This window comes from Arhodomonas sp. AD133 (genome assembly GCF_051195215.1).
In the GTDB taxonomy this organism is placed as follows: Bacteria; Pseudomonadota; Gammaproteobacteria; order Nitrococcales; family Nitrococcaceae; genus Arhodomonas.
In genome coordinates, this window is record NZ_JBNAZM010000038.1 from 24433 (window position 1) to 44516 (window position 20084).

Annotated in this window: 18 protein-coding genes; 12 read left to right on the forward strand and 6 right to left on the reverse strand. The window is 67.4% G+C overall.

The window, feature by feature from the left end; all coding sequences use genetic code 11:
* The first annotated feature begins 68 nt into the window (after window positions 1-68).
* The 3 genes from fadI to ACPEES_RS17560 all read left to right on the forward strand — a co-directional run bounded on the left by fadI (window position 69) and on the right by ACPEES_RS17560 (window position 5053).
* Window positions 69-1415 carry an acetyl-CoA C-acyltransferase FadI gene (fadI, locus tag ACPEES_RS17550; RefSeq protein WP_435104877.1) on the forward strand — a complete coding sequence of 449 codons (1347 nt, stop codon included), beginning with the start codon at window positions 69-71 and terminating at the stop codon, window positions 1413-1415.
* Complete coding sequence (gene fadJ, locus ACPEES_RS17555) at window positions 1415-3661, forward strand: fatty acid oxidation complex subunit alpha FadJ (protein ID WP_435104878.1); 2247 nt, start codon at window positions 1415-1417, stop codon at window positions 3659-3661. Before fadI ends, fadJ begins: the two co-directional genes overlap by 1 nt.
* 177 nt (window positions 3662-3838) lie before the next feature.
* On the forward strand, window positions 3839-5053 hold the full coding sequence (locus tag ACPEES_RS17560) for an ABC transporter substrate-binding protein (protein WP_435104879.1): 1215 nt from the start codon (window positions 3839-3841) through the stop codon (window positions 5051-5053).
* A 244-nt stretch (window positions 5054-5297) separates the two neighbouring features.
* Here the strand turns inward: ACPEES_RS17560 and ACPEES_RS17565 are convergent, their stop codons facing one another.
* The 4 genes from ACPEES_RS17565 to ACPEES_RS17580 are packed head-to-tail and all read right to left on the reverse strand — an operon-like array spanning window position 5298 to window position 8621.
* A complete protein-coding gene (locus ACPEES_RS17565) occupies window positions 5298-6263 on the reverse strand; it encodes a branched-chain amino acid ABC transporter permease (RefSeq protein ID WP_435104880.1) in 966 nt (321 codons plus the stop codon).
* Window positions 6263-7132 (reverse strand): branched-chain amino acid ABC transporter permease, encoded by an 870-nt coding sequence (locus tag ACPEES_RS17570; protein ID WP_435104881.1) that lies wholly within the window; start codon window positions 7130-7132, stop codon window positions 6263-6265. The genes ACPEES_RS17565 and ACPEES_RS17570 overlap by 1 nt, the downstream gene beginning before the upstream one ends.
* Window positions 7133-7137: 5 nt before the next feature.
* Window positions 7138-7845, reverse strand: coding sequence for an ABC transporter ATP-binding protein (locus tag ACPEES_RS17575; RefSeq protein ID WP_435104882.1), 708 nt, complete (start codon window positions 7843-7845; stop codon window positions 7138-7140).
* Window positions 7845-8621 (reverse strand): ABC transporter ATP-binding protein, encoded by a 777-nt coding sequence (locus ACPEES_RS17580; protein ID WP_435104883.1) that lies wholly within the window; start codon window positions 8619-8621, stop codon window positions 7845-7847. The genes ACPEES_RS17575 and ACPEES_RS17580 overlap by 1 nt, the downstream gene beginning before the upstream one ends.
* A gap of 403 nt (window positions 8622-9024) precedes the next feature.
* Between ACPEES_RS17580 and ACPEES_RS17585 the strand changes: the two genes are divergently transcribed.
* The 5 genes from ACPEES_RS17585 (at window position 9025) to ACPEES_RS17605 (ending at window position 13515) form a co-directional block, all read left to right on the forward strand.
* The gene (locus ACPEES_RS17585; protein ID WP_435104884.1) at window positions 9025-10203 is read left to right on the forward strand and encodes a DcaP family trimeric outer membrane transporter; all 1179 of its coding nucleotides are present in this window, start codon (window positions 9025-9027) and stop codon (window positions 10201-10203) included.
* 84 nt (window positions 10204-10287) lie between these two features.
* Entirely contained in the window at window positions 10288-12252 is a 1965-nt protein-coding gene (locus tag ACPEES_RS17590) for a sulfotransferase (RefSeq protein WP_435104885.1), read from the forward strand.
* A gap of 80 nt (window positions 12253-12332) precedes the next feature.
* Complete coding sequence (locus tag ACPEES_RS17595) at window positions 12333-12737, forward strand: PaaI family thioesterase (RefSeq protein WP_435104886.1); 405 nt, start codon at window positions 12333-12335, stop codon at window positions 12735-12737.
* Window positions 12738-12748: 11 nt separating this feature from the next.
* On the forward strand, window positions 12749-12967 hold the full coding sequence (locus ACPEES_RS17600) for a DUF3565 domain-containing protein (protein WP_435104887.1): 219 nt from the start codon (window positions 12749-12751) through the stop codon (window positions 12965-12967).
* Window positions 12968-12969: 2 nt separating this feature from the next.
* Window positions 12970-13515, forward strand: a complete 546-nt coding sequence (locus tag ACPEES_RS17605; RefSeq protein WP_435104888.1) for a hydrolase — start codon at window positions 12970-12972, stop codon at window positions 13513-13515.
* Window positions 13516-13628: 113 nt separating this feature from the next.
* On the opposite strand, the gene ACPEES_RS17610 is transcribed toward ACPEES_RS17605, so the two are convergent.
* Both ACPEES_RS17610 and ACPEES_RS17615 read right to left on the reverse strand, forming a co-directional pair.
* Entirely contained in the window at window positions 13629-14093 is a 465-nt protein-coding gene (locus ACPEES_RS17610; RefSeq protein WP_435104889.1) for an FKBP-type peptidyl-prolyl cis-trans isomerase, read from the reverse strand.
* 93 nt (window positions 14094-14186) lie between these two features.
* On the reverse strand, window positions 14187-14537 hold the full coding sequence (locus ACPEES_RS17615) for a PilZ domain-containing protein (protein ID WP_435104890.1): 351 nt from the start codon (window positions 14535-14537) through the stop codon (window positions 14187-14189).
* 136 nt (window positions 14538-14673) lie between these two features.
* Here ACPEES_RS17615 and ACPEES_RS17620 point away from each other — a divergent pair, with 136 nt between their 5' ends.
* From ACPEES_RS17620 to ACPEES_RS17635, 4 genes are read left to right on the forward strand one after another with little or no spacing between them, the layout of a single operon-like run.
* On the forward strand, window positions 14674-15036 hold the full coding sequence (locus tag ACPEES_RS17620; RefSeq protein ID WP_435104891.1) for a hypothetical protein: 363 nt from the start codon (window positions 14674-14676) through the stop codon (window positions 15034-15036).
* 60 nt (window positions 15037-15096) lie between these two features.
* The gene (locus tag ACPEES_RS17625; protein WP_435104892.1) at window positions 15097-17178 is read left to right on the forward strand and encodes a S9 family peptidase; all 2082 of its coding nucleotides are present in this window, start codon (window positions 15097-15099) and stop codon (window positions 17176-17178) included.
* Between the two features lies 1 nt (window position 17179).
* Window positions 17180-18667: a GTPase gene (locus ACPEES_RS17630; protein ID WP_435104893.1), complete on the forward strand. Its 1488-nt coding sequence runs from the start codon at window positions 17180-17182 to the stop codon at window positions 18665-18667.
* Complete coding sequence (locus tag ACPEES_RS17635) at window positions 18585-19970, forward strand: DUF697 domain-containing protein (protein ID WP_435104894.1); 1386 nt, start codon at window positions 18585-18587, stop codon at window positions 19968-19970. Before ACPEES_RS17630 ends, ACPEES_RS17635 begins: the two co-directional genes overlap by 83 nt.
* Window positions 19971-20084: the final 114 nt, after the last annotated feature.

Below are 20084 nucleotides of genomic sequence, written 5' to 3' on the forward strand. Positions count from 1 at the left end.
CGGTGACCGTCTGGAGAATCTCGCACCATACGCACGCGTATGGTCGGCCAATCGTTGGGAGGGAGACCGTGGCAGAGAGCCAAACCAAAGCCGGTGGCAGCACGCGGGGCGGGACGCGGCGTCCCCGCAGCAAGAGCAAGGACAGAGTGGCAGTCGTCGGTGGGCTGCGCACGCCGTTCGCCCGGCAGCTCACCGCTTATCAGGGAATGACCGCCATCGAGCTCGGCACGCTGGTGGTCAACGAGCTGCTCACGCGGCTGGACCTGGACCCGGTGCTGATCGAGCGGGTGGTCTACGGGCAAGTGGTGATACAGCCCGAGGCCCCGAATATCGCCCGTGAGGTGGTGCTCGGCGCCGGCATGGACGCGGCCACCGACGCTTACAGCGTCTCGCGGGCCTGCGCCACGAGTTTCCAGAGTACCGCCGACGTTGCTGCGGCCATCGAGCTCGGCCATATCGACGTGGGCCTCGCCGGCGGCGCGGATTCGGCCTCGGTGTTGCCCATCGGCGTGTCGAAAAAGCTCGCCGAGACGCTGTTGCGCGCGAGCAAGGCGAAGAGCCTCGGCGAGCGCCTGAAGCTCTTCGCGCGACTGCGCCCGCGGGACCTCGCGCCGCGCCCGCCGGCGATCCGGGACTATTCCACCGGCCTGGGCATGGGCGATATCGGCGAGCAGATGGCCAAGAGTCACGGCATCGGCCGCGAGCAGCAGGACGAGTTCGCCGTACGCTCGCACCGCCTCGCCCACGAGGCGTGGGAGGCGGGCCGGCTGGACGACGAGGTGATGCATGCCTTCGTCGGCCGGGAGGCGAGCCACATACACCGTGACAACAACATTCGCGCGGACGCGTCCGTCGAGTCCCTCGGCAAGCTGCGCCCGGCCTTCGACAAGCGCCACGGCACGGTGACCGCGGGCAATGCCACCCCGCTCACCGACGGCGCCAGTGCCCTGGTGCTCATGCGTGAATCCCGCGCACGGGCGCTTGGCTACGAACCGCTCGGGTTCATCCGCTCGTGGGCGTTCCGCGCCGTCGATCCGTTCCACGACGGGCTCATCGGGCCGAGCTACGTGACCCCGGTCGCACTCGACCGCGCCGGACTCAAGCTCACCGACCTCACGCTGGTGGATATTCACGAGGCGTTCGCCTCGCAGACGCTGGCCAACCTGAAGTACTGGCCGGACCGGGAGTTCGCCCGCGAGCGCCTCGGCCGGGACGCGCCCATCGGCGAGGTGGACTGGGACAGGCTCAACGTCAACGGCGGTTCCATTGCCTACGGCCATCCGTTCGCCGCCACCGGCGGGCGCATGATCGTGCAGACGCTCAACGAGCTGCGCCGCCGCGGCGGCGGTACCGGGTTGGCGACGGCCTGCGCGGCGGGCGGTCTGGGCGCGGCCATGGTCCTGGAGGTGGTGTGATGAGCACTGCCGAGACGGTCAATGCGGAGGAGACGATGGACAACCCCATTCGCCTCGAGTGGCACGGCGACGGCATCGCGTTCGCCTGGATCGATGCCCCGGGCCAGAGCCAGAACACGCTCGGCCGGGAGATGATCAACGCGGCAGGGCATCTGCTCGACGAGCTCGAGCGGCACAACGAGCTGCGTGGTCTTGTGTTCATCAGCGCCAAGCGGGGTTCGTTCATAGCCGGTGCCGACATCAACATGATCCGTGACTGCGCCAGTGCAGAGGAAGTGGCTGCGCTCTCGCGGACCGGGCAGCGCATCTTCGCGCGGCTGGCCGATTTCAAGGTGCCGGTCGTGGCGGCGATCGACGGTGTGTGTCTCGGGGGCGGGCTCGAGCTCGCGCTCGCCTGTCATACCCGCGTGTGCACGAGCGACGACGCCACGCGCCTGGGGCTGCCCGAGGTGCAGCTCGGCCTGCTGCCGGGCAGCGGGGGTACCCAGCGTCTGCCACGGCTGATCGGCGTGCCTGCCGCCTTGGACCTGATGCTCACCGGCAAGCAGGTGCGTGCGTCGAAGGCCCGGCGTCTGGGCCTCGTCGAGGATGTCGTGCCACCCTCGATTCTGGCGCAGGCGGCGGTCAAGCGCATCGAGGAGATCCATCGCGCCTGGCAGGTTGGCAGTGATCCGGGGCGGCGGGAACCCGGTGCGTGGCGGCGTATCGGCCGTTGGGCCATCGAGGGCAACCCGGCCGGGCGCGGTGTGGTGTGCTCACGGGCCCGCAAACGCCTGCGGGAGAAGACCCACGGGAACTACCCGGCACCGGAGCGCATCATCGACTGCGTCGAGACCGGCCTTGCAGAGGGGATGCCGCGGGGGCTGGAGGCGGAGGCCGTGAGCTTCGGCGAGCTTGCGATGACCCCGGAGGCCCGCGAGCTCATCGGCATCTATTTCGCCACCACGGCGATGAAGAAGGATTCCGGCGTCGATGATCCGAATGTACAGCCCCGCGAGATCCGGCGCATGGCGGTACTCGGTGCGGGGCTGATGGGCGCGGGCATCAGCTACGTCAGCGCCGACAAGGGCGGGATTCCCGTGCGGCTCAAGGACGTCACCCCCGAAGGGCTTGCCACCGGCCTGCGCTACGTGCGCGAACGCCTCGACGAGCGACGGCGGCGGCGTTCGTTGACGTCGTTCCAGGCCGGTCTGGTCGAGCGCCGGGTGACACCGGCGCTGGACTTCTCCGGTTTCTCCCGGGTGGATCTGGTGATCGAAGCGGTATTCGAGGATCTGGATCTCAAGCACCGCATGGTCGCGGACGTGGAGCGCGAGTGCGGCGAGACCGCCATCTTCGCCACCAACACCTCGTCGATTCCCATCGCGCGCATCGCCGAAGGTGCGCGACGCCCTGAGAACGTGGTGGGCATGCACTATTTCTCGCCGGTAGAGAAAATGCCCCTGCTCGAGGTCATCGCGCACGAGGGCACCGCGCCCGAGGTGATCGCGACGGCGGTTGCGGTGGGTCGGCGTCAGGGGAAAACGCCCATCGTCGTGCGCGACGGTGCCGGTTTCTACGTCAACCGGATTCTCGCGCCGTATATCAATGAAGCGGTCCACCTGCTCGGTGAAGGCGTGGCCATCGACCGCATCGACCGCACGCTTGTGCGCTTCGGTTTCCCCGTGGGACCGTTCAAGCTGCTCGACGAGGTGGGAATCGACATCAGCGCGCACGTGGCCCCGATCCTCCACGAAGCGTTCGGCGAGCGCATGCGGCCCAACGAGACCTCCCGGCGCATGATCGATGACGGCCGTCTGGGCAAAAAGGCCGGGCGTGGTTTCTACCGGTACGACGGCCGACGCCGGGGCAGGGAAGTCGACGAGACCGTCTACGAGCTCCTCGGGGTGGCGCCCGGCAAAGTGGTCAGCGACGACGAGATCATCCAGCGCACCGTCGGCATGATGCTCAACGAGGCCGTGCGCTGCCTCGACGAAGGCATCCTGCGCAACGCCCGTGATGGTGACATCGGTGCGGTATTCGGCATCGGTTTTCCGCCGTTCCGCGGTGGACCGTTCCGCTTCATGGATGCGGTCGGCCCCGGCGGGATCCACTGGTGGCTGGAAGGCTTCCGCGCCCAGCACGGTGAGCGTTTCACCCCGGCGCCCGGCCTGGAGGCGCGTGCCGCAGAGGGACGGCGTTTTCACGATGATGCCCCGGAGACACGCGCCGAGGACATGGCTCCGGCGGTTGCCGAGGGCGCCTGAAGCGAAGGCGCAACACGCAGCCCACGTGCCGCCGGGATCGTCTATGCTGGGTGCAGGCACCTGGCGAGAGACGGTATTCTCGCTGGCAGGCGTTCGGCGGGGCGCGCCGCGGCGCCGGCCCGTCGACGCCGGGTCTCTATGTAACACGAAGAAATGTGCAGAGGGGAGTGAAATCCTATGAGCCTGAAAAGCCGGATTGTCGGTGCTGCCTCCGCGCTGGCGCTCGCCGCCAGCGTTACGGCGAGTGCCGAGCCCTTGAAGATCGGCGCGCTGGTACCGCTCACCGGTGATCTGCAGTCATACGGCGAGCCTTCGCTGAATGGCATTCAGCTTGCCGCTGAGGAGATCAATGCCGCGGGCGGGGTGCTCGGCGAGGACATGGAGGTCAAGGCGGGTGATACCCAGACGCGGCCTCAGGCAGGCGTGGACGCCGCCCAGAAGCTGGCCAATATCGAGGGTGTGAGCGCCTTCGTGGGGGCGCTGTCCAGTGGCGTTACCATCCCTGTGGCGCAGAGCGTGTCGAAGCCGGAGAAGGTCCCGCAAATCAGCGGCGCGTCGACGTCGCCGGTGATCACGACCCTCGACGACGGTGACTTCCTCTTCCGGACCGTGCCCTCGGATGCTTTCCAGGGCGTGGCCCTCGCGGAGGTCACCAGCGAGGCGGGTTACGGTGCTACCGGCGTCATCTACATCAACAACGACTACGGCAAGGGGCTCGCGGACAGCTTCAAGGAGGCGTTCGAGGCCCAGGGTGGCGAGGTCACCAGCATGGTCGCCTACGAGCAGGGTCAGCCTGCCTACCGCGGCGAGCTCCAGCAGGCCGCGAAGGGCGATGCCGATGCGCTGGTCCTGGTGGGCTATCCGCAGAACGGCCAGACGATTCTGCGGCAGTCCCTGGAAGGCGGCTATTTCAACAAGTTCGTCTTCACCGACGGCATGAAGGCCCCGGAGCTGGTGGAGAATCTGGGCGCGCAGGCGGTCGAGGGTGCCGTCGGCACGGCGCCGCAGGCGCGTGAGGACTCCCCGGGGGCGCAGCATTTCACTGCCTCCTATGAGGAGAGCTTCGGCCAGTTGCCGCCCAAACCGTTCATGGATACCGCCTACGACGCCGTCTACGTACTGGCGCTGGCTGCCCAGAAGGCCGGGTCCGTCGACTCCGTGGCGATCCGCGACAACCTCCGTGACGTCGCCAACCCGCCGGGCGAGCAGGTTGGCCCCGGCGAATTCGCCAAGGCCCTCGAGCTTCTCGAGCAGGGTGAGGACATCGACTACCAGGGCGCGTCCGGTTCGGTGAACTTCGACGACAACGGTGACGTGCCCGGCACCTTCGCCCACTGGGCGTTCGAGGGTGGGGAGATCGTCACCAAGAAGGTCTTCGAGCCGAGCAGCTAGGCGCAAGGCGTCAAAGGCTCAAACAAAAAACCCCGGATGGCCGGGGTTTTTTTGTTTGAGTGGAAAGTCCCAATGAGTGGAAAGTCCCAAGTAGCAAGTTCAAAGTATCGGGTCCCGGGGTCCGGGTTCCGAGTGGCCGATATCCGGTCCCTGAAACCCGAAACCCGAAACCCGACCGACTAACGGTCAGCCACGGAGTCCGTCCGCCGCAATCCGCCGCTTGCGACTTTCAACTTTCAGCTTTCTACTCCTGCTCGTTCCCCGCCTTCTCACGCCGCGCGATCAACCGTGGCGCTTTCTCCGGCAGCAGGCCCTCGGGCCGGGTCACCAGGATTACCTGCAGCAGTGCGCCGATGAGCAGCACCCGCAACGCGGCGGCCTGGGTGGAGTAGCCCGATGGCAGCAGGCCGGTGAGCATTTCCGTGCCGGACCACAGGCCCCAGACGATCACCGCACCCAGCAATGCGCCGCGGTTGTTGCCGCTGCCGCCGGCGATGAGCATTACCCACACCAGAAACGTTCCGTAAAGCGGACGGAAAGCCTCGGGGCTGACGAAGCCGAAGAAGTGCACGTACAGCCCGCCGCCCAGGCCCATGATCGCCGAGCCCACCGTGAACGCCTGCAGCCGGAACCGGGCGACGTTCTTGCCGGAGGCCGCCGAGGCGGGCTCGTTCTCGCGGATGGCGCGCAGCACGCGTCCCCAGGGCGACATATAGGCCCGCTCCACGAGGAAATACACCGCCACCACGAACAGCACCACGATCACCAGATAGGTGATCGGAGTGTCCAGTGGCGTGTCCGCGAGGGGCCGCGGAATGGCGGGAATGCCCCTGACACCGTTGGTGAGCCATTCCTCGTTCTTCAGCACCAGCCGGATGATCTCGGCGATGCCGATGGTGGCGATCGCGAGATAGTCGGTGCGCAGCCGTGCCGTAATCAGGCCGATGAGCCAGCCGATCAGTGCCGAGGTGACAATGGCGCCGATGAGGCCGACGAGGAACGGGGCGCCGAAGCCACCGACATAGGCCGGGCTCCCGGGGGTGGTGAGAATCGCGCTGGTGTAGGCGCCCACGGCGAAGAAGCCGGCGATGCCGATGTTGAACTGCCCCGTGAAGCCCCACTGCATGTTCAGCCCCAGAGCGAGCACGGCGTAAATGCCGGCGAACGTGAGGAACGAGACCAGGTAGGCAGCTATGCCGGTGATTTCCATCACAGCGTCCCCTTGAAGATACCCTGAGGGCGTACGATGAGCATGGCGACCATGATGGCGAACGCCACCGCCGGCTTGTAGGCACCGGGGATGATCAGGGTCGACATCTCCATGGCGATGCCGATGATCATGCCGCCGGCAATGGCGCCGTAAGGCCGGCCGATGCCACCAAGAATCGCGGCGGCGAATACCGGCAGCAGCGCCGTCCACCCCATGACGGGATAGAGCCGGGTGTCGATGCCGAGAAACACGCCGGCCGCGGCGGCGAGCGCCCCGCCGATGATCCACGTCCAGGTGATCACCCGTTCGGCCGGGATGCCGGTGACCAGGGCGAGGTCCATGTTGTCCGACATGGCGCGCATCGCCTTGCCGATCTTGGTGCGGGTGAGAAACAGGTGCACGGCGACCACCAGCACCACGGCGATCAGCACGATCCATACGTGATCGGGCTTGATGCGTAGTCCGCCGAGAATGTCCAGCCGCCAGGGAAACTGGATGCCCGTGGCGTAGGACTGGTTCTCCGAGCCCCAGACGAGTTGCACGACGCTTCGCAGCACCAGCGCCATGCCGAACGACGAGATCAGGAGGATCACCGGCTGGGTTCGGCGGATCCGTCGGTAGAGCACCTGGTCGATGGTGACCGCCACGACGGCCATGCCGATCATGGCGGCGGGCAGCGCCCACCAGGGCGACAGCCCGAAAGCGGATATGAACGCGAGTCCGATATAGGCACCCAGCGTCATGAAGTCGCCATGGGCGAAGTGGGCGAAACGGAGGATGCCGAAGATCATCGACACCCCGATTGCCCCCATGGTCAGAACGCTGCCGAGCACGACGCCGTAGATCAATAGCTGTGCGATTTCGTTCATCGGCGTCAGCCCCCCAGGAACATCTCGGCCACTTCCTGGTTCGCCAGGAGGTTGGCCCCGGTATCTTCGAAACGGTTGCGGCCGGTGGCCAGCACGTAGCCGCGGTCGGCGATGGCGAGTGCCTGTTTGGCGTTCTGCTCGACCATGAGCACGCCTATGCCGAGCGAGCGGATCTCCTGGATGCGCTCGAAGGTCTCGTCGATTAGCATCGGCGATAGCCCGGCGGTGGGCTCGTCGAGCATCAGGAGCTTGGGGTCGATCATCAATGCACGGCCCATGGCGACCATCTGCCGCTCGCCGCCGGACATCAGCCCCGCCTGCTGGTGGCGACGCTCCTTGAGCTTCGGAAAGAGCTCGTAGACGTGCTCCATGCGGTCGCTGAGGTCACCGGAGAGGAGGTAGGCGCCCATCTCCAGATTCTCCCGCACGGTCATGGATGGAAAGACGTTGCGCTCCTGGGGCACGTAGGCGATGCCCCGGCGTACCATTTTTTCCGGTTTGGCGTTGGTGATGTCCTCGTCGAGGTAGGTCACCTTGCCTTCGCGCACGTGCAGCAGCCCGAATATCGCCTTCATGGCGGTGGATTTGCCCGCACCGTTGGGGCCGACGATGACCACGATCTCGTCGGATTCCACGCGGATGTTGGTGCCGTTGAGGATGTCGGCGCCCCCGTAGCCGCCGTAAAGTGCCTGTGCCTGCAGCAGTGTGCCCATTACGCCCCCATTTGCCCGCTCATGCCGCCGCCGAGATAGGCGTCGCGGACCTGTTCGTTGCGTCGCAGCTCCTCCATGCTGCCGGAGGCGATGACCTCGCCGTTGGCCATGACGTGCACCGGCTCGCACAGGGTGGAGATGAGGTCCATGTCGTGCTCGATGACGCAGAACGTGTAGCCACGTTCGCTGTTGAGTCGCTGAATGGCCGCCGAGATCCTGCCGAGCAGGGTGCGGTTGACGCCGGCGCCGGGTTCGTCCAGAAGAACCGCCCGGGCATCGGTCATCATGGCGCGCCCCAGGTCGAGGAGTTTCTTCTGCCCGCCGGAGAGGTTGCCCGCGAGCTCACCGGCCAGGTGCGAGATCTCGAGGAAGTCGAGCACGTCCTCGACGCGCTCGAGGATGTCGCCGTCCTCGCGGCGGACCTGCCCCCAGCGCAGCCACGATTTGAACAGATTCTCCCCGGACTGACCGGCGGGTACGACCATGAGGTTCTCGCGTACGGTCATGCGCGAGAATTCGTGTGGAATCTGGAAAGTGCGGACGAGGCCCTTGTGGAAGAGGCGGTGGGGCGGGATGCCGGTGATGTCTTCCTGTTCCAGGAAGATACGGCCGGTGTCGGGCGGGATCAGGCCGGCGATGATGTTGAACAGCGTGCTCTTGCCCGCGCCGTTCGGGCCGATCAGCCCCGTGATGCTGCCCCGGGTCACTTCCAGCGAGACCCCGCGTACCGCCTGGAGACCACCGAAGGCCTTCGAGACGTTGTCTACCCTGATCAAGGCGAATATCCCCTCTGCCAGACCTTATAATGTGAGTTCGCTCCGGCCGTGAATCCGTTCCGCCGGGCGTGCACGACGGCGTTTGGCCGTATCGGTGCACGTGCTCCCCTCCTTTTGCCCCGGTATAGCGTCATGATGACGCATAGCCGGCGACAAAACCCGCGATTCTAAGCAAAGCGTCGCAGATCTCAATCTGCATCGCATCACGGTACCAGTACGGCTGAGCATCGCTGTAGTGCTGACGTAGCGAAAACCTGTGGCGCTGACGCAACGTCATGAAAAAAAAGCGACGAAAGTGGTGTGTTGACCTTGATTTTTTCCGCATCAATTGAACTATACTCAAGCTGACAGCGCCGTTTGCTGTTGCTGGAAAACCACAGACGAATAACCAGGAGGAAGCGTCATGGCGGGAACACGACTGCGCACTACCGCCATCGGTGTCGGCTCCGCTCTGGCCCTGGCGGCCGCGGGGCAGGCCGGCGCGGTGCAGTTTCAGGCGGGCGACACCACCGTGTCCTTGGGCGGCTATCTCAAGGGCGATTTCATTTACAACGTCAATGAGGACCTGGGCGACACGCTGAATACCCGCGCGATCAACGTGGGTGACGCCGAGGACAACGAGATCGAGGGGCACACCCGGGTGCATGCCCGGCAATCGCGGCTGTCCCTGCAGACCACCACCGAGAACCTCGGCGGCAGCGATCTCACGACCCGCCTGGAGGGCGATTTCTTCGGTGGCGGCGGTAACGAGGTATTCTCCAATTCCAACAGCTTCCGTATCCGCCATGCCTACGGCAGCTGGAACGGCATCCTGGCCGGCCAGACCTGGTCGAACTTCATGTACCTGATCGCACTGCCGCCGACGCTGGACTTCGCCGGCCCCGCCGGTCAGTCGTTCATCCGTCAGGGCCAGATGCGGTATACGGTCGGTGGCTTCTCGGTCTCCCTGGAGAATCCGGAGAGCCTCATCGTCGGCAGCGTGAGTGACGGTTCCACCGGCGTGGCGGATCTCAATACCGTCGCGAGCAAGGATCCCCTCCCGGATCTCACCCTTGCCTATCGTGGCAGTGCCGGCTCGTTCAGCTACTCGGTGGCCGGTCTGGCCCGGCAGCTCGAGGTCGACGACGGCAGCGACAGCGAGAGCACGGCGGGCTTCGGTGTCATGGGTGCGGCGCGCTGGACCATGGGCGGCACGACACTCGCCGGTGGTGTGGTCTATGGCGACGGTATCGGCCGCTATGTCTACGAGGGCGTGGAGCGGGCCGCGTTCATCGACAGTGACGGTGACCTCGAGGCCATCGAGCAGCTGGGCACCGTGCTGTGGGCCCAGCAGGAGCTCACGCCGACCACCAGCGTGCTGTTGGCCTGGGGTCACACGGACTCCGACGTGGACGATCTCGTCGATACGTACGGCAACGACTCCGTGCAGGAGACCTCCGATACCATTCACGCGAATATCCAGTATTCGCCCGTCAGCCGCATCACCTATGGTCTGAGCTACCAGTATGCCCAGCGCGAGACCCAGGGTGGGGCGGACGGCGACGCCAGCCGCGTGCAGTTCAGCGGTCAGTACAGCTTCTAACCACCGCGGCGAAACGCGCTACCATGGCCCCGGCTGATGCCGGGGTTTCTTTTTTGCCCCCGCGAACCGCAGAGAGGAGGTGGCGTGGCGAGAGGCAGTGCCTCGCAGCGTGTGGCGGAGCTGGTACGCAAAGGGGTCAGTGCCCATGAGCGCGGTGACCTGACGCGCGCTGCCGAGCGCTATCGACGGGCATTGCGTCAGGTCCCCGACCAGCCCGACGCGTTGCACTTGCTGGGTGTCGTTCATCACCAGCGTGGCCGCCAGCACGACGCCGAGCGCCTCTTGCGCAAAGCTGCCGAACGCCTCCCCCGCCACGCCCCCGTTTTCACGCATCTTGGCGAGGTTCTGCTCGCCCTCCACCGGCCCGCCGAGGCTCTGGACGCTTACGAGCGGGCCGTGGCCATCGCCCCGGGAGACTGGGCGGCACATGCCGGTTGCGGCGACGCGCAGAAGATGCTGGGCCGCGCGGAAGCGGCGGTGACCGCCTATGATCGTGCTCTGGCGGTGCACCCGGGGGCGCGCGACGTCGTCATCGCCCGCGCGGAAGCGCTGACTGCTGCCCGGCGCGAGCACGAGGCCATGCGTGCGCTCGCTCCGATGCTCGACGAAACCGACGGCGATACGATGCGCCAGGCTCGCCTTGCCTATGCGCGGGCGGCCCGGGAGGTGCGTGACTGGGACGCGGCCGTGGCAGCGCTGGAACCGCTTGCCGACGCACGCGATAGGGACGCGCTCGTGATCCTGGTGCGTTGTCTGCGCGCTGCGGGACGGCGCATTGCGGCACTCGCCCGGCTTCGCGAAGCGGATGGCGATGCCACGGTGGCGGATCTGCGGGGGCAGCTTCTCGAGGAGCTCGGTGAGGTCGAGCAGGCGCGGGCCGTATACGTGGCCGCTGCCGACCAGGGCGAGGACCGGGCGGCGGCCGCATGGCGGGTGCGTGCCGGGCAGGCGGCGTTGTTTCTCGGCGAGCGCGATCGTGCCGTCGTGGATTTCCGTGATGCGCTGGAGATGCGCCCTGATATCGCGGCTGCCTGGGACGGACTCGCCGCCGCCCAGTCCCTGAGCGCCGATGATGAGCAAGTGATTCGCCGCTTGCTGGATGCCGGCGAGCTGCCGGCGGGGGAGGCGGCGACGTTGTGGTTCACGCTGGGACGGTACTACGAAGGACTGCACGACTGGGCGGCGGCCTTCACGGCCTATGAGCGGGGTAACGGGATCGCCCGTACGCAGCGGCCTTTCGATCGCCGTGCATTCGCCACCCTGCTCGATGCCGTCGCCGCCGACCTCGAAGCAGGCGAGCCGGCCGCCGAACCCGGCGCCGGTCCGGCGCCGGTGTTCATCGTCGGTCTGCCGCGATCGGGGACGACGCTGGTGGAACGAATCCTGGCCGCGCATCCCGACGTGGTCGCCGGCGGCGAGCGCGATGACCTGCCGGGAGTGATCGCCGATCTGGAGGCACGCGTCGGCACGTCCTACCCGGATGTGCTCGCGCGGATGAACCGCGATCATTGGCGACAGGTGCGGGATGACTACCAGGCACGCCTCGCCGGTGCCGGGCTCGCTACCGTCAGCTGCTTTACCGACAAGCTGCCTTCGAACCTCCTGCGCCTGCCGGTGCTGCGGCGCGTGGCGCCCGGTGCACGCATCGTCCACGTTTCGCGTGACGCCGGCGACGTCGGCGTGTCGTGCTTCGCCACGCACTTCTCCCGGGGGCAGGGGTTCAGCTATGACCTCGGTGACCTCGGGTGGGTGGTCGCCCGCCACGAGCGACTGGCCCGGCGGCTGCGTTCCGCAGCGCCTGCCGGCTGGCACGAGGTGCGATACGAGACGCTTGTCCGGGAGCCGGAGGCCGGCATCCGGGCGTTGCTCGCCGCCTGCGGCTTGTCCTTCGATCCGGCCTGTCTGGCCCCGGAACGGGCCGGCGGGGCGGTTCGCACGGCCAGCCACGCCCAGGTTCGCCGGCCCATCGACGGCGCAGCGGTGGGGCGTTCGCAGTACTATGCCGAGTGGCTGGATCCCTTCTGGGCGGGGTATCGCCAGGGCAGTTGAGGCGGTGGAGCGGGCCGGGGCCGTTCCGGTGTTCGGCATTGCCGTCGTACCATGCCGGGACCAGGTGGAGGAGAGCGGGAATGGAGATGGACGTGGCCTCGGTGCAGGCCTTTCTGGACGAGCATTTCCCCCAGGGCTATGGCCGCGTCGAAGCGGTGGCGCCGCAGACCGCGCGCCTGCGGCTGACCGTCGCCGACGAGCATCTGCGTCCCGGGGGAACCGTTTCCGGGCCGACCATGATGGGCCTTGCCGATACCGCCATATACGTGGCCATCCTCGCCAACGTGGGCCCCGTGGCAGCGGCGGTGACTACCAATCTCAATGCCAACTTCCTGCGCCGCCCGCCGGTGCGGGATCTGCTAGCCGATGCGCGGCTGCTCAAGGTCGGCCGGCGGCTGGCCGTCGGCGAGGTGAGTATCCACACCGACGGTGACGCCGAGCCCGTTGCCCACGTCACCGCGACCTATTCGCTGCCGCCACGGTAGCCGGAGGGGGCGTGCAGACCACGGTGCGCGGGTTTCGCCGCGATCACGAGGGCCACTGGGTGATGGAGCTCGCGTGCGGGCATACGCAGCACGTGCGTCACCAGCCACCGTGGATTCGCCGCGATTGGGTGACAACGGCGCTGGGTCGCCGGGCGATGCTCGGCCGCGTGACGGTCTGCGGCTGGTGCGCCCGGATGGCTACCGCGCGCGATGTATCGGAGGGAGACTGACCATGTTGATGAAATCGGACGAATCCGCCGTACTCGTGGTGGACGTTCAGGAGAAGCTCGTGCCGGCGATCCACGATCACGGCAATGTCCTCGACAGCATCGAATGGCTGCTCGGTGTCGCCGGTGTGCTCTCGGTGCCCATGGTGGCGACGGAGCAGTATCCCCATGGGTTGGGGTACACGGTTGCGCAGCTTGCCACCTATCTGAACGAGGATGCCATCGCCGAGAAGGTGGCGTTCTCCGCCATGGCCGAACCGCAGGCCCGGGAGCTCATTACCGACGTCGACCGGCGTCAGGTCCTGGTGTGCGGTATCGAGGCGCACGTGTGTGTGCTGCAGACCGCTGTGGGGCTCAAGGAGGCCGGCTACGAGGTGTTCGTGGTGGGTGATGCCGTGGGCTCGCGTAATCCCGGCGACCGGGAGATGGCGCTCGCACGGTTACGCGGTATGGGGGTGGAGGTGGTGACCCGCGAGATGGCGGCCTTCGAGTGGCTGCAGCGCGCAGGAACCGATGAGTTCCGGGAGATCAGCCGCGATTTCCTGCGCTGAACCGGCGTCGCCGGCGAGCGGTGTCGCTGCAGGGCCGAGGCACACGGCCCGCCCCCCTGCCAGGGGCGGCGGGCCCGCGCTGAACGCGTACGGGTAGACCTACGCGAGAGCGCCTACTGATGCACGTGGCCGTGCTCGAGCTCCTCGTCGGAAGCCTCGCGCACCTCGCTGACCTTCACCTCGAAGTTCAGGGTCTGGCCGGCGAGCGGGTGGTTGGCGTCCACGGTCACCTTGTCGTCCTCGACGGCAGCCACGGTGACGATCTGGGTGCCGCCCTCGGTCTGCGCCTGGAAGCGCATACCGGGCTCCACCTTGTCGACGCCCTGGAACATTTCCAGCGGGACGTCCTGCTGGAGTCGATCGTCACGCTCGCCGTAAGCCTCTTCCGGCGGCACCGTCACAGACAGGTCGTCGCCCGGCTCCTTGCCCTCGAGCGCGTTCTCCAGCCCCGGAATGATGTTGCCGGCGCCGTGCACATACTGCAGCGGCTCGCCTTCGGGGGAGGTGTCGAGCACTTCACCCTCGCTGTCGCGCAGGGTGTAGTTGATCGCGACGACCTTGTCCTTAGAGATCTGCATATAAACCTCTGGAGAGCGGTTGAGTTGATGCAATAGTGTAGCTGTCCGGCAGCCCGCACCCCAAATACGTCTTCTGCCCGCCCCGATGGGTGGTCAGCGAACCGGGCCGAGGCGGTAGCGGGCGGCGAATTCCTGGAGCAATGTCCGGGTCGCCGGTGACAGGTCCACGAACTCGAACCCCACACGGTGGAACACGGCGTTGCGGTCCTTGCGGTTCCAGACGCAGCGCGCCTGCAGGGTCAGCTCGTCGTTGCCTTCGACGGGTTCCTGCAGCTTGATGCGCATCGGATAGATCGCCGATTCTTCCAGCGGTTCCCGCGCCTCGAGCATGCCGCCGTCGACGTTGATATCCGTGAGGTAGCCGAGCAGCTCGCCGGTCTCTTCGTGGTAGACGGGGAAGAATTGATCGACCACATCACGCGGTCGTCGTCTGGCATCGCGCATTGCGTACCCCCACGATTGAAATCTGTCCCCAGTATCGGAACTATGGGTGGGGTTGGGCGCTTTGTCCACACTGTGAGGGCGGCTGGACGTCATCGGGGACCGCCCCCCACAGGCTTCGGCAGGGATGGAAGCAGGGATGGACGGACGGTTGGGCAACCGTACCCTGGTGCAACGTCGCCACCAGGTCATGGAGCGGGACACGGGACGCACGTTGGGGTGGGTGGTGAACCTCTCCCGGTCGAGCCTGGTGCTGGTCGGCCCTTCGCCAGTCACCGAGCAGGTATGTCTCGAGCTGGTCGTGTGGCTGCCCGGCGCGAGCGGCGATTCGCATGCCGTGCGGCTGACGGCGCGGGCGCGCTGGTGTCGGCCATCGCGTTACAATAACGAATTCGGCGTCGGCCTGGAGATCGAGTCGGTGATGCCGGAGGACGTCCACCTGCTGGATGCCGCCGTGTGCGAGCGCGGTGCCGAGTCTTCCGATGCCTCCGACGGCGATTGAGTAGCTGCCGGGATAGTGGCCGGCGCCGCCGATATATCGATTTGCACCGAGGAGCGAGCCGTGTCAGCCCCCCAAACGCCCCCTGTTGCCTTGCGCCGCCCCCGGGAGAGCACTCACCACGGTCATACGCGCGTCGACGAGTACGCCTGGCTGCGCGACGACAACTGGCGCGAGGCGATGCGCGATCCGAGCCGACTCGACCCGGTCATCCGCGAGCACCTGAATGCGGAGAACGCCTACGCGGAGGCGGTCATGGCGCCGACGCAGGCGCTGCGCACGACGCTGTTCGAGGAGCTGCGCGGGCGCATCCGCGAGGACGACGCGAGCGTACCGTTGCGCGATGGCGACTGGTATTACTATGCCCGCTACCGCCAGGGCGGCGAGCATCCCATTCTCTGCCGCCGTCACGGCGAGAGCGGCACCGAGGTCGTCATGCTCGATGGCGACGCCGAGGCCGAGGGCCATGCCTATTTCCGCATCGGCGGCGTCGAGCACAGCCCCGACCACCGCTATCTCGCCTATGCCCTCGACACGGTGGGGGCGGAGGTCTACGAGATTCGCGTGCGCGACCTGATTACCGGTGAAGACCTCGCCGACCGCCTCGTTGACACCAACGGTGCTTTCGAGTGGGCGGCGGACTCGCGCACACTGCTGTATACATGCCTGGACGGCGAGCATCGCCCCAGGTGGGTGTACCGCCATCGTCTCGGGGCAGGGGAGGGCGATCCGCTGGTCTACGAGGAGCCCGACCCGGGTTTCTTCGTGGGCGTGGACAAGACCGAGAGCGGCCGGTTCCTGCTCATCGACAGCCACGACCACACCACTTCGGAGATTCGGTATCTCCCCGCCGACGCCCCCGATTCGACGCCGGTCGTGTTCGCCGTCCGCGAGCCGGGCGTGGAGTACGACATCTCCGATCACGGCGAGCACTGGCTGATCCGGACCAACGCCGGCGCCGCCGAGGATTTCTGCATCTGCCGCGCGCCCCTCGCCGATCACTCGCCGGCGCGCTGGCAGGCGCTGGTCGAGCATCATTCCGGCCGTCTCGTCCAGGGCATGCTGGTGTTCCGTGACTGGCTGGTGCGCCAGGAGCTGGTGGACGCGTTGCCGCGACTGGTGGTTCGGCACATGGAAACCGGCGAGGAGCACACCATCGCCTTCGAAGAGGCGTGCTACAGCCTCGGCATGGCGGCGGGTTACGAATACGCCACGAACACCCTGCGTTTCGCCTACAGCTCGTTCACCACGCCCGACGAGGTGTACGACTACGATATGGCCCATCGTGAACGGGTCCTGCGCAAGCGCACCGAGGTGCCCTCCGGCCACGAGCCGTCGCGCTACGTCAGCGCCCGGTTGATGGCGACGGCGCCGGACGGTGAGCTGGTGCCCGTGTCGCTTTTCCACCGGCGCGACCTCACGCCTGACGCGGACACACCGGTTCTGCTCTACGGTTACGGCGCCTATGGCATGAGCGACCTGCCCGCGTTCAGCCCCAACCGGCTGTCTCTGGTCGATCGCGGCTTCGTCTACGCCATCGCCCACGTGCGCGGGGGCATGGAGCGGGGGTATCGCTGGTACCGCGAGGGCAAGCTCGCCGGCAAGCCGAATACCTTCAGCGACTACATCGCCGCCGCGGAAGCCCTGATCGACGCCGGCTACACCGGCGCCGGGCGGATCGCCGCCCACGGTGGCAGCGCCGGCGGCATGCTGGTCGGTGCCGCGCTCAATCAGCGTCCCGAGCTCTTCCACGCCGCCGTGGCGGACGTGCCTTTCGTGGACGTGCTCAATACCATGCTCGATGAGACCCTGCCACTGACGCCGCCGGAATGGCCGGAGTGGGGCAATCCCATCGAGGATCCCGAGGCCTATCGCACCATCCTCGGCTATTCGCCGTACGACAATGTGGCCGCGAAGGCATACCCGAACCTGCTCGTCACCGCCGGCGTCTCCGACCCGCGGGTGACCTATTGGGAACCGGCCAAATGGGTGGCGCGGCTGCGAGCGTGCAAGACCGACGACCGGCTGCTCGTGCTGCATACCAACATGAGCGCCGGTCACGGGGGGCCCGGGGGCCGCTTCCAGTACCTGGAGGAGGTGGCCTACCGGTACGCATTCCTGCTCCACGTCTACGCCCTGACCTGAGATGCGCGACCTGCGTGCGCTGACGCGGCAATGGCGGGTGCTGATCGCCGTGGCGGTGCTGTTGGCGGTCGCCGCGGTCGCGGTGTTCGCCGGCAACCAGATACTCGCGCTCAAGGACCGACTCGCCGGAGAGCCGGTATGGCTGCAGTGGCTGGTGGCGGCCGTTGGCGTTGCCGTGCTGGGCGCGATCGCCGTGGGGCTCAAGCGTACGCTTTTCCCGCCCCCTCGTAGGGAGACGTCGGCACATCCATCGGTGCCGGACGAAGCCGAGCTGCGTTCGCGGGTAACGCACTGGCAGGCAAGGGGCGTGGATGTGAAAGGGGCCACCGCCGAGCTCGAGGAGCTGGATCGCCGCCGCGGTGAGACGGCCGTCTACGTCGCCGTCTATGGCGTCATCAGTAGCGGCAAGTCAGCGCTCATTCGCGCTCTGGCGCCGGGGGCGTCCGCGGACTCCGACGTCACGGGCGGCACCACGGAGCGGGTGACGCACCATGAATGGCGTTCCGGCGACGGCGACCGACTGGTGCTCGCCGACGTCCCCGGGTTCGGCCAGGTGGACGGCGGTGGAGAGATCGCCGCCCGAGACGAAGCCGAGCGTGCGGACGTGGTGCTCTTCGTCGCCGAGGGCGATCTTACCCGCCCGGAATTTCGGGCGCTCGAGCGCCTGCGCGGGCTCGGCAAGCCGCTGGTGGTGGCGGTGAACAAGATGGACCGCTATCGCCAGAACGAGCGGACGGCCGTGCTGGAGCGCCTGCGGGAACGCGTCGGATCGATGGTGCCGGTGGTGCCTGTCGTTGCCGGCGGTACCATCGAGTTGATCCGCCGGGACGCGAGCGGCCGCGAGGAACGGGTCGAGCGTGAGCGCCCGCCGGACGTCCGCGGGCTTCGCCGTGCCCTGCAACGTGTGCGTGACGATGCCGCCGGCCTCGGCGAACGCCGCGACCGGGCGGTGTTCCTGCTCACCGCGCGCAAGCTGGAGGGCGCAGTCCGGGCGCACCGGCGCGATGCGGCGGAGGCGCTGGTGGAGCGCTACGCGCGGCGGGCGGTGGTGGGCGCGCTGGCCGCCGTCGCCCCCGGCAGTGACCTCGTCATTCAGGGCGGGCTCGCCACGGCGCTGGTGCGTGAGCTGTGTACGCTCTACGAGATCTCCTGGCGCGAGGTCGCCGTCGAGCGGTTCATCACCGGCCTGCGTGAGCGTACCCGCACCGCCACGCCGCTGCTGCTCGGTGTGGCGGGCAATGCATTGAAGGCTTTTCCCGGGGTGGGCACGCTCGCCGGCGGCGTGGTACACGCCGTTGCCTACGGCCTGCTGTTCCGCACCGTCGGTCGCGCCCTGGTGGACTCCCTGGAGGCGCGCGGCGAGTTGCGTGCCGACGACGCCCTGGAACGATTCGAGGAGGCATTGCGTGAGGATATGGCGAAGCCTGCGCGGGGGCTGGCGCAAGTGGCGCTCGCGGACCGCGGCAGCAGCGCCCGCGACTCCGGCTGAGGCGCAGACGCAGGGCGCGGCCGGCGAGGACACGCCGCTGGTGCAGGTACGCACGAGCCTCGAGGCCCTGCTCGACGACCCGCGCGTGCCCGAGGCGGTGCGTGAGGAGCTTGCAGACGAGTACCGCAGCGTGGCCGACATGCTCGATCGCCTGGAGAACGGTCACGTTTACATCGCCGCGGTGGGTCGGGTCAGCGCGGGCAAATCGTCGCTGTTGAACGCCCTGCTCGGGTGGCCCGCATTCGCCACCAGTGCGCTCCATGGCGAGACGCGGCGTGCCGACCGCGAGGTCTGGCGCGAGAGCGATGACGGCCACGTGTTCCTCTACGACACGCCGGGCATCGACGAGGTCGCCGGTGAAGGGCGCGAGGCGCTTGCTTTGCGTACCGCCGCGTCCGCCGATCTGGTGCTGTTCGTCGCCGACGGTGATCTGACTCGCGGCGAGTACCAGGCATTGCAGGCGGTCTCTGCGGAACGGCGCCCCGTGATCCTGGCGCTCAACAAGGCGGATCGCTATACCGAGGACGAGCGCGAGCGATTGCTCGCTCGCCTGCGCGAGCACGCGGCCGGGCTGGTCGGTGCGGCGAATGTGCTCGCTTGTGCCGCCGATCCCGCACCGCGACGGGTCATTCTCGTGGACGCCGACGGCAGCGAGCGGGAGCGTGAGGAGCAACCGCCGCCGGCGATGACGGATCTCGTCGAGCGTCTCTGGGGCGTGATCGAGCAGGAGGGCAAGGCACTTGCCGCCCTCAACGCCGGCCTTTTCGCCAGCCGGCTCAGCGACCGGGTAAGCGAGCGTATCACCGTCCTGCGGCGGGATATCGCCCGGCGGCTGACTGACGCCTATGCCCTGGGCAAGGGGGTAGCGGTGGCGGTCAATCCGGTGCCCGTGGCCGATTTGGCCGGTGCAGCGGCCCTGGACGTCACCCTGATCCTGCATCTCAGCCGCGTTTACGGCCTGCCGGTGACCCGTCGCGAAGCAGGGCGTCTGGTGGCGGTGATCGTCGCGCAGCTCTCGGCCCTGCTGGGAGCGGTGTGGAGCGTGAATCTGTTCGCCTCCCTGGCGAAGCTCGGCACCGGCGGCGCCGCGACCGCGCTCACCGCTTCCGCTCAAGGGGCGGTGGGGTACGCCAGCACCTGGATACTCGGGCGTGTCGCCGAGGACTACTTCCGCCGCGGCGGCAGTTGGGGCGAGCGCGGTCCCAAGCGCGCGGTGGAGGCGGTGCTCGAAGAGCTCGACACCGAGGCCCTGCTCGCCCAGGCCCGCGCGGATATCCGGCGCGCACTGCGCAAGGCGACGTAGAGCGGTGTCTAGCGGAAGGTTTCACGCTTTAAGAGCAAAGAGCAAAGAGCAAAGAGCAAAGAGCAAAGAGCAAAGAGCAAAGAGCAAAGAGCAAAGAGCAAAGAGCAAAGAGCA

Coding starts and splice junctions, on each gene's coding strand:
- ACPEES_RS17615 (WP_435104890.1), bottom strand. CDS start 14,537: ATGCGCGATGCCAGACGACGACCGCGTGATGTGGTCGATCAATTCTTC.
- ACPEES_RS17575 (WP_435104882.1), bottom strand. CDS start 7,845: ATGGGCACACTGCTGCAGGCACAGGCACTTTACGGCGGCTACGGGGGC.
- ACPEES_RS17565 (WP_435104880.1), bottom strand. CDS start 6,263: ATGGAAATCACCGGCATAGCTGCCTACCTGGTCTCGTTCCTCACGTTC.
- ACPEES_RS17560 (WP_435104879.1), top strand. CDS start 3,839: ATGAGCCTGAAAAGCCGGATTGTCGGTGCTGCCTCCGCGCTGGCGCTC.
- ACPEES_RS17620 (WP_435104891.1), top strand. CDS start 14,674: ATGGACGGACGGTTGGGCAACCGTACCCTGGTGCAACGTCGCCACCAG.
- ACPEES_RS17630 (WP_435104893.1), top strand. CDS start 17,180: ATGCGCGACCTGCGTGCGCTGACGCGGCAATGGCGGGTGCTGATCGCC.
- ACPEES_RS17585 (WP_435104884.1), top strand. CDS start 9,025: ATGGCGGGAACACGACTGCGCACTACCGCCATCGGTGTCGGCTCCGCT.
- fadJ (WP_435104878.1), top strand. CDS start 1,415: ATGAGCACTGCCGAGACGGTCAATGCGGAGGAGACGATGGACAACCCC.
- ACPEES_RS17595 (WP_435104886.1), top strand. CDS start 12,333: ATGGAGATGGACGTGGCCTCGGTGCAGGCCTTTCTGGACGAGCATTTC.
- ACPEES_RS17605 (WP_435104888.1), top strand. CDS start 12,970: ATGTTGATGAAATCGGACGAATCCGCCGTACTCGTGGTGGACGTTCAG.
- ACPEES_RS17610 (WP_435104889.1), bottom strand. CDS start 14,093: ATGCAGATCTCTAAGGACAAGGTCGTCGCGATCAACTACACCCTGCGC.
- ACPEES_RS17570 (WP_435104881.1), bottom strand. CDS start 7,132: ATGAACGAAATCGCACAGCTATTGATCTACGGCGTCGTGCTCGGCAGC.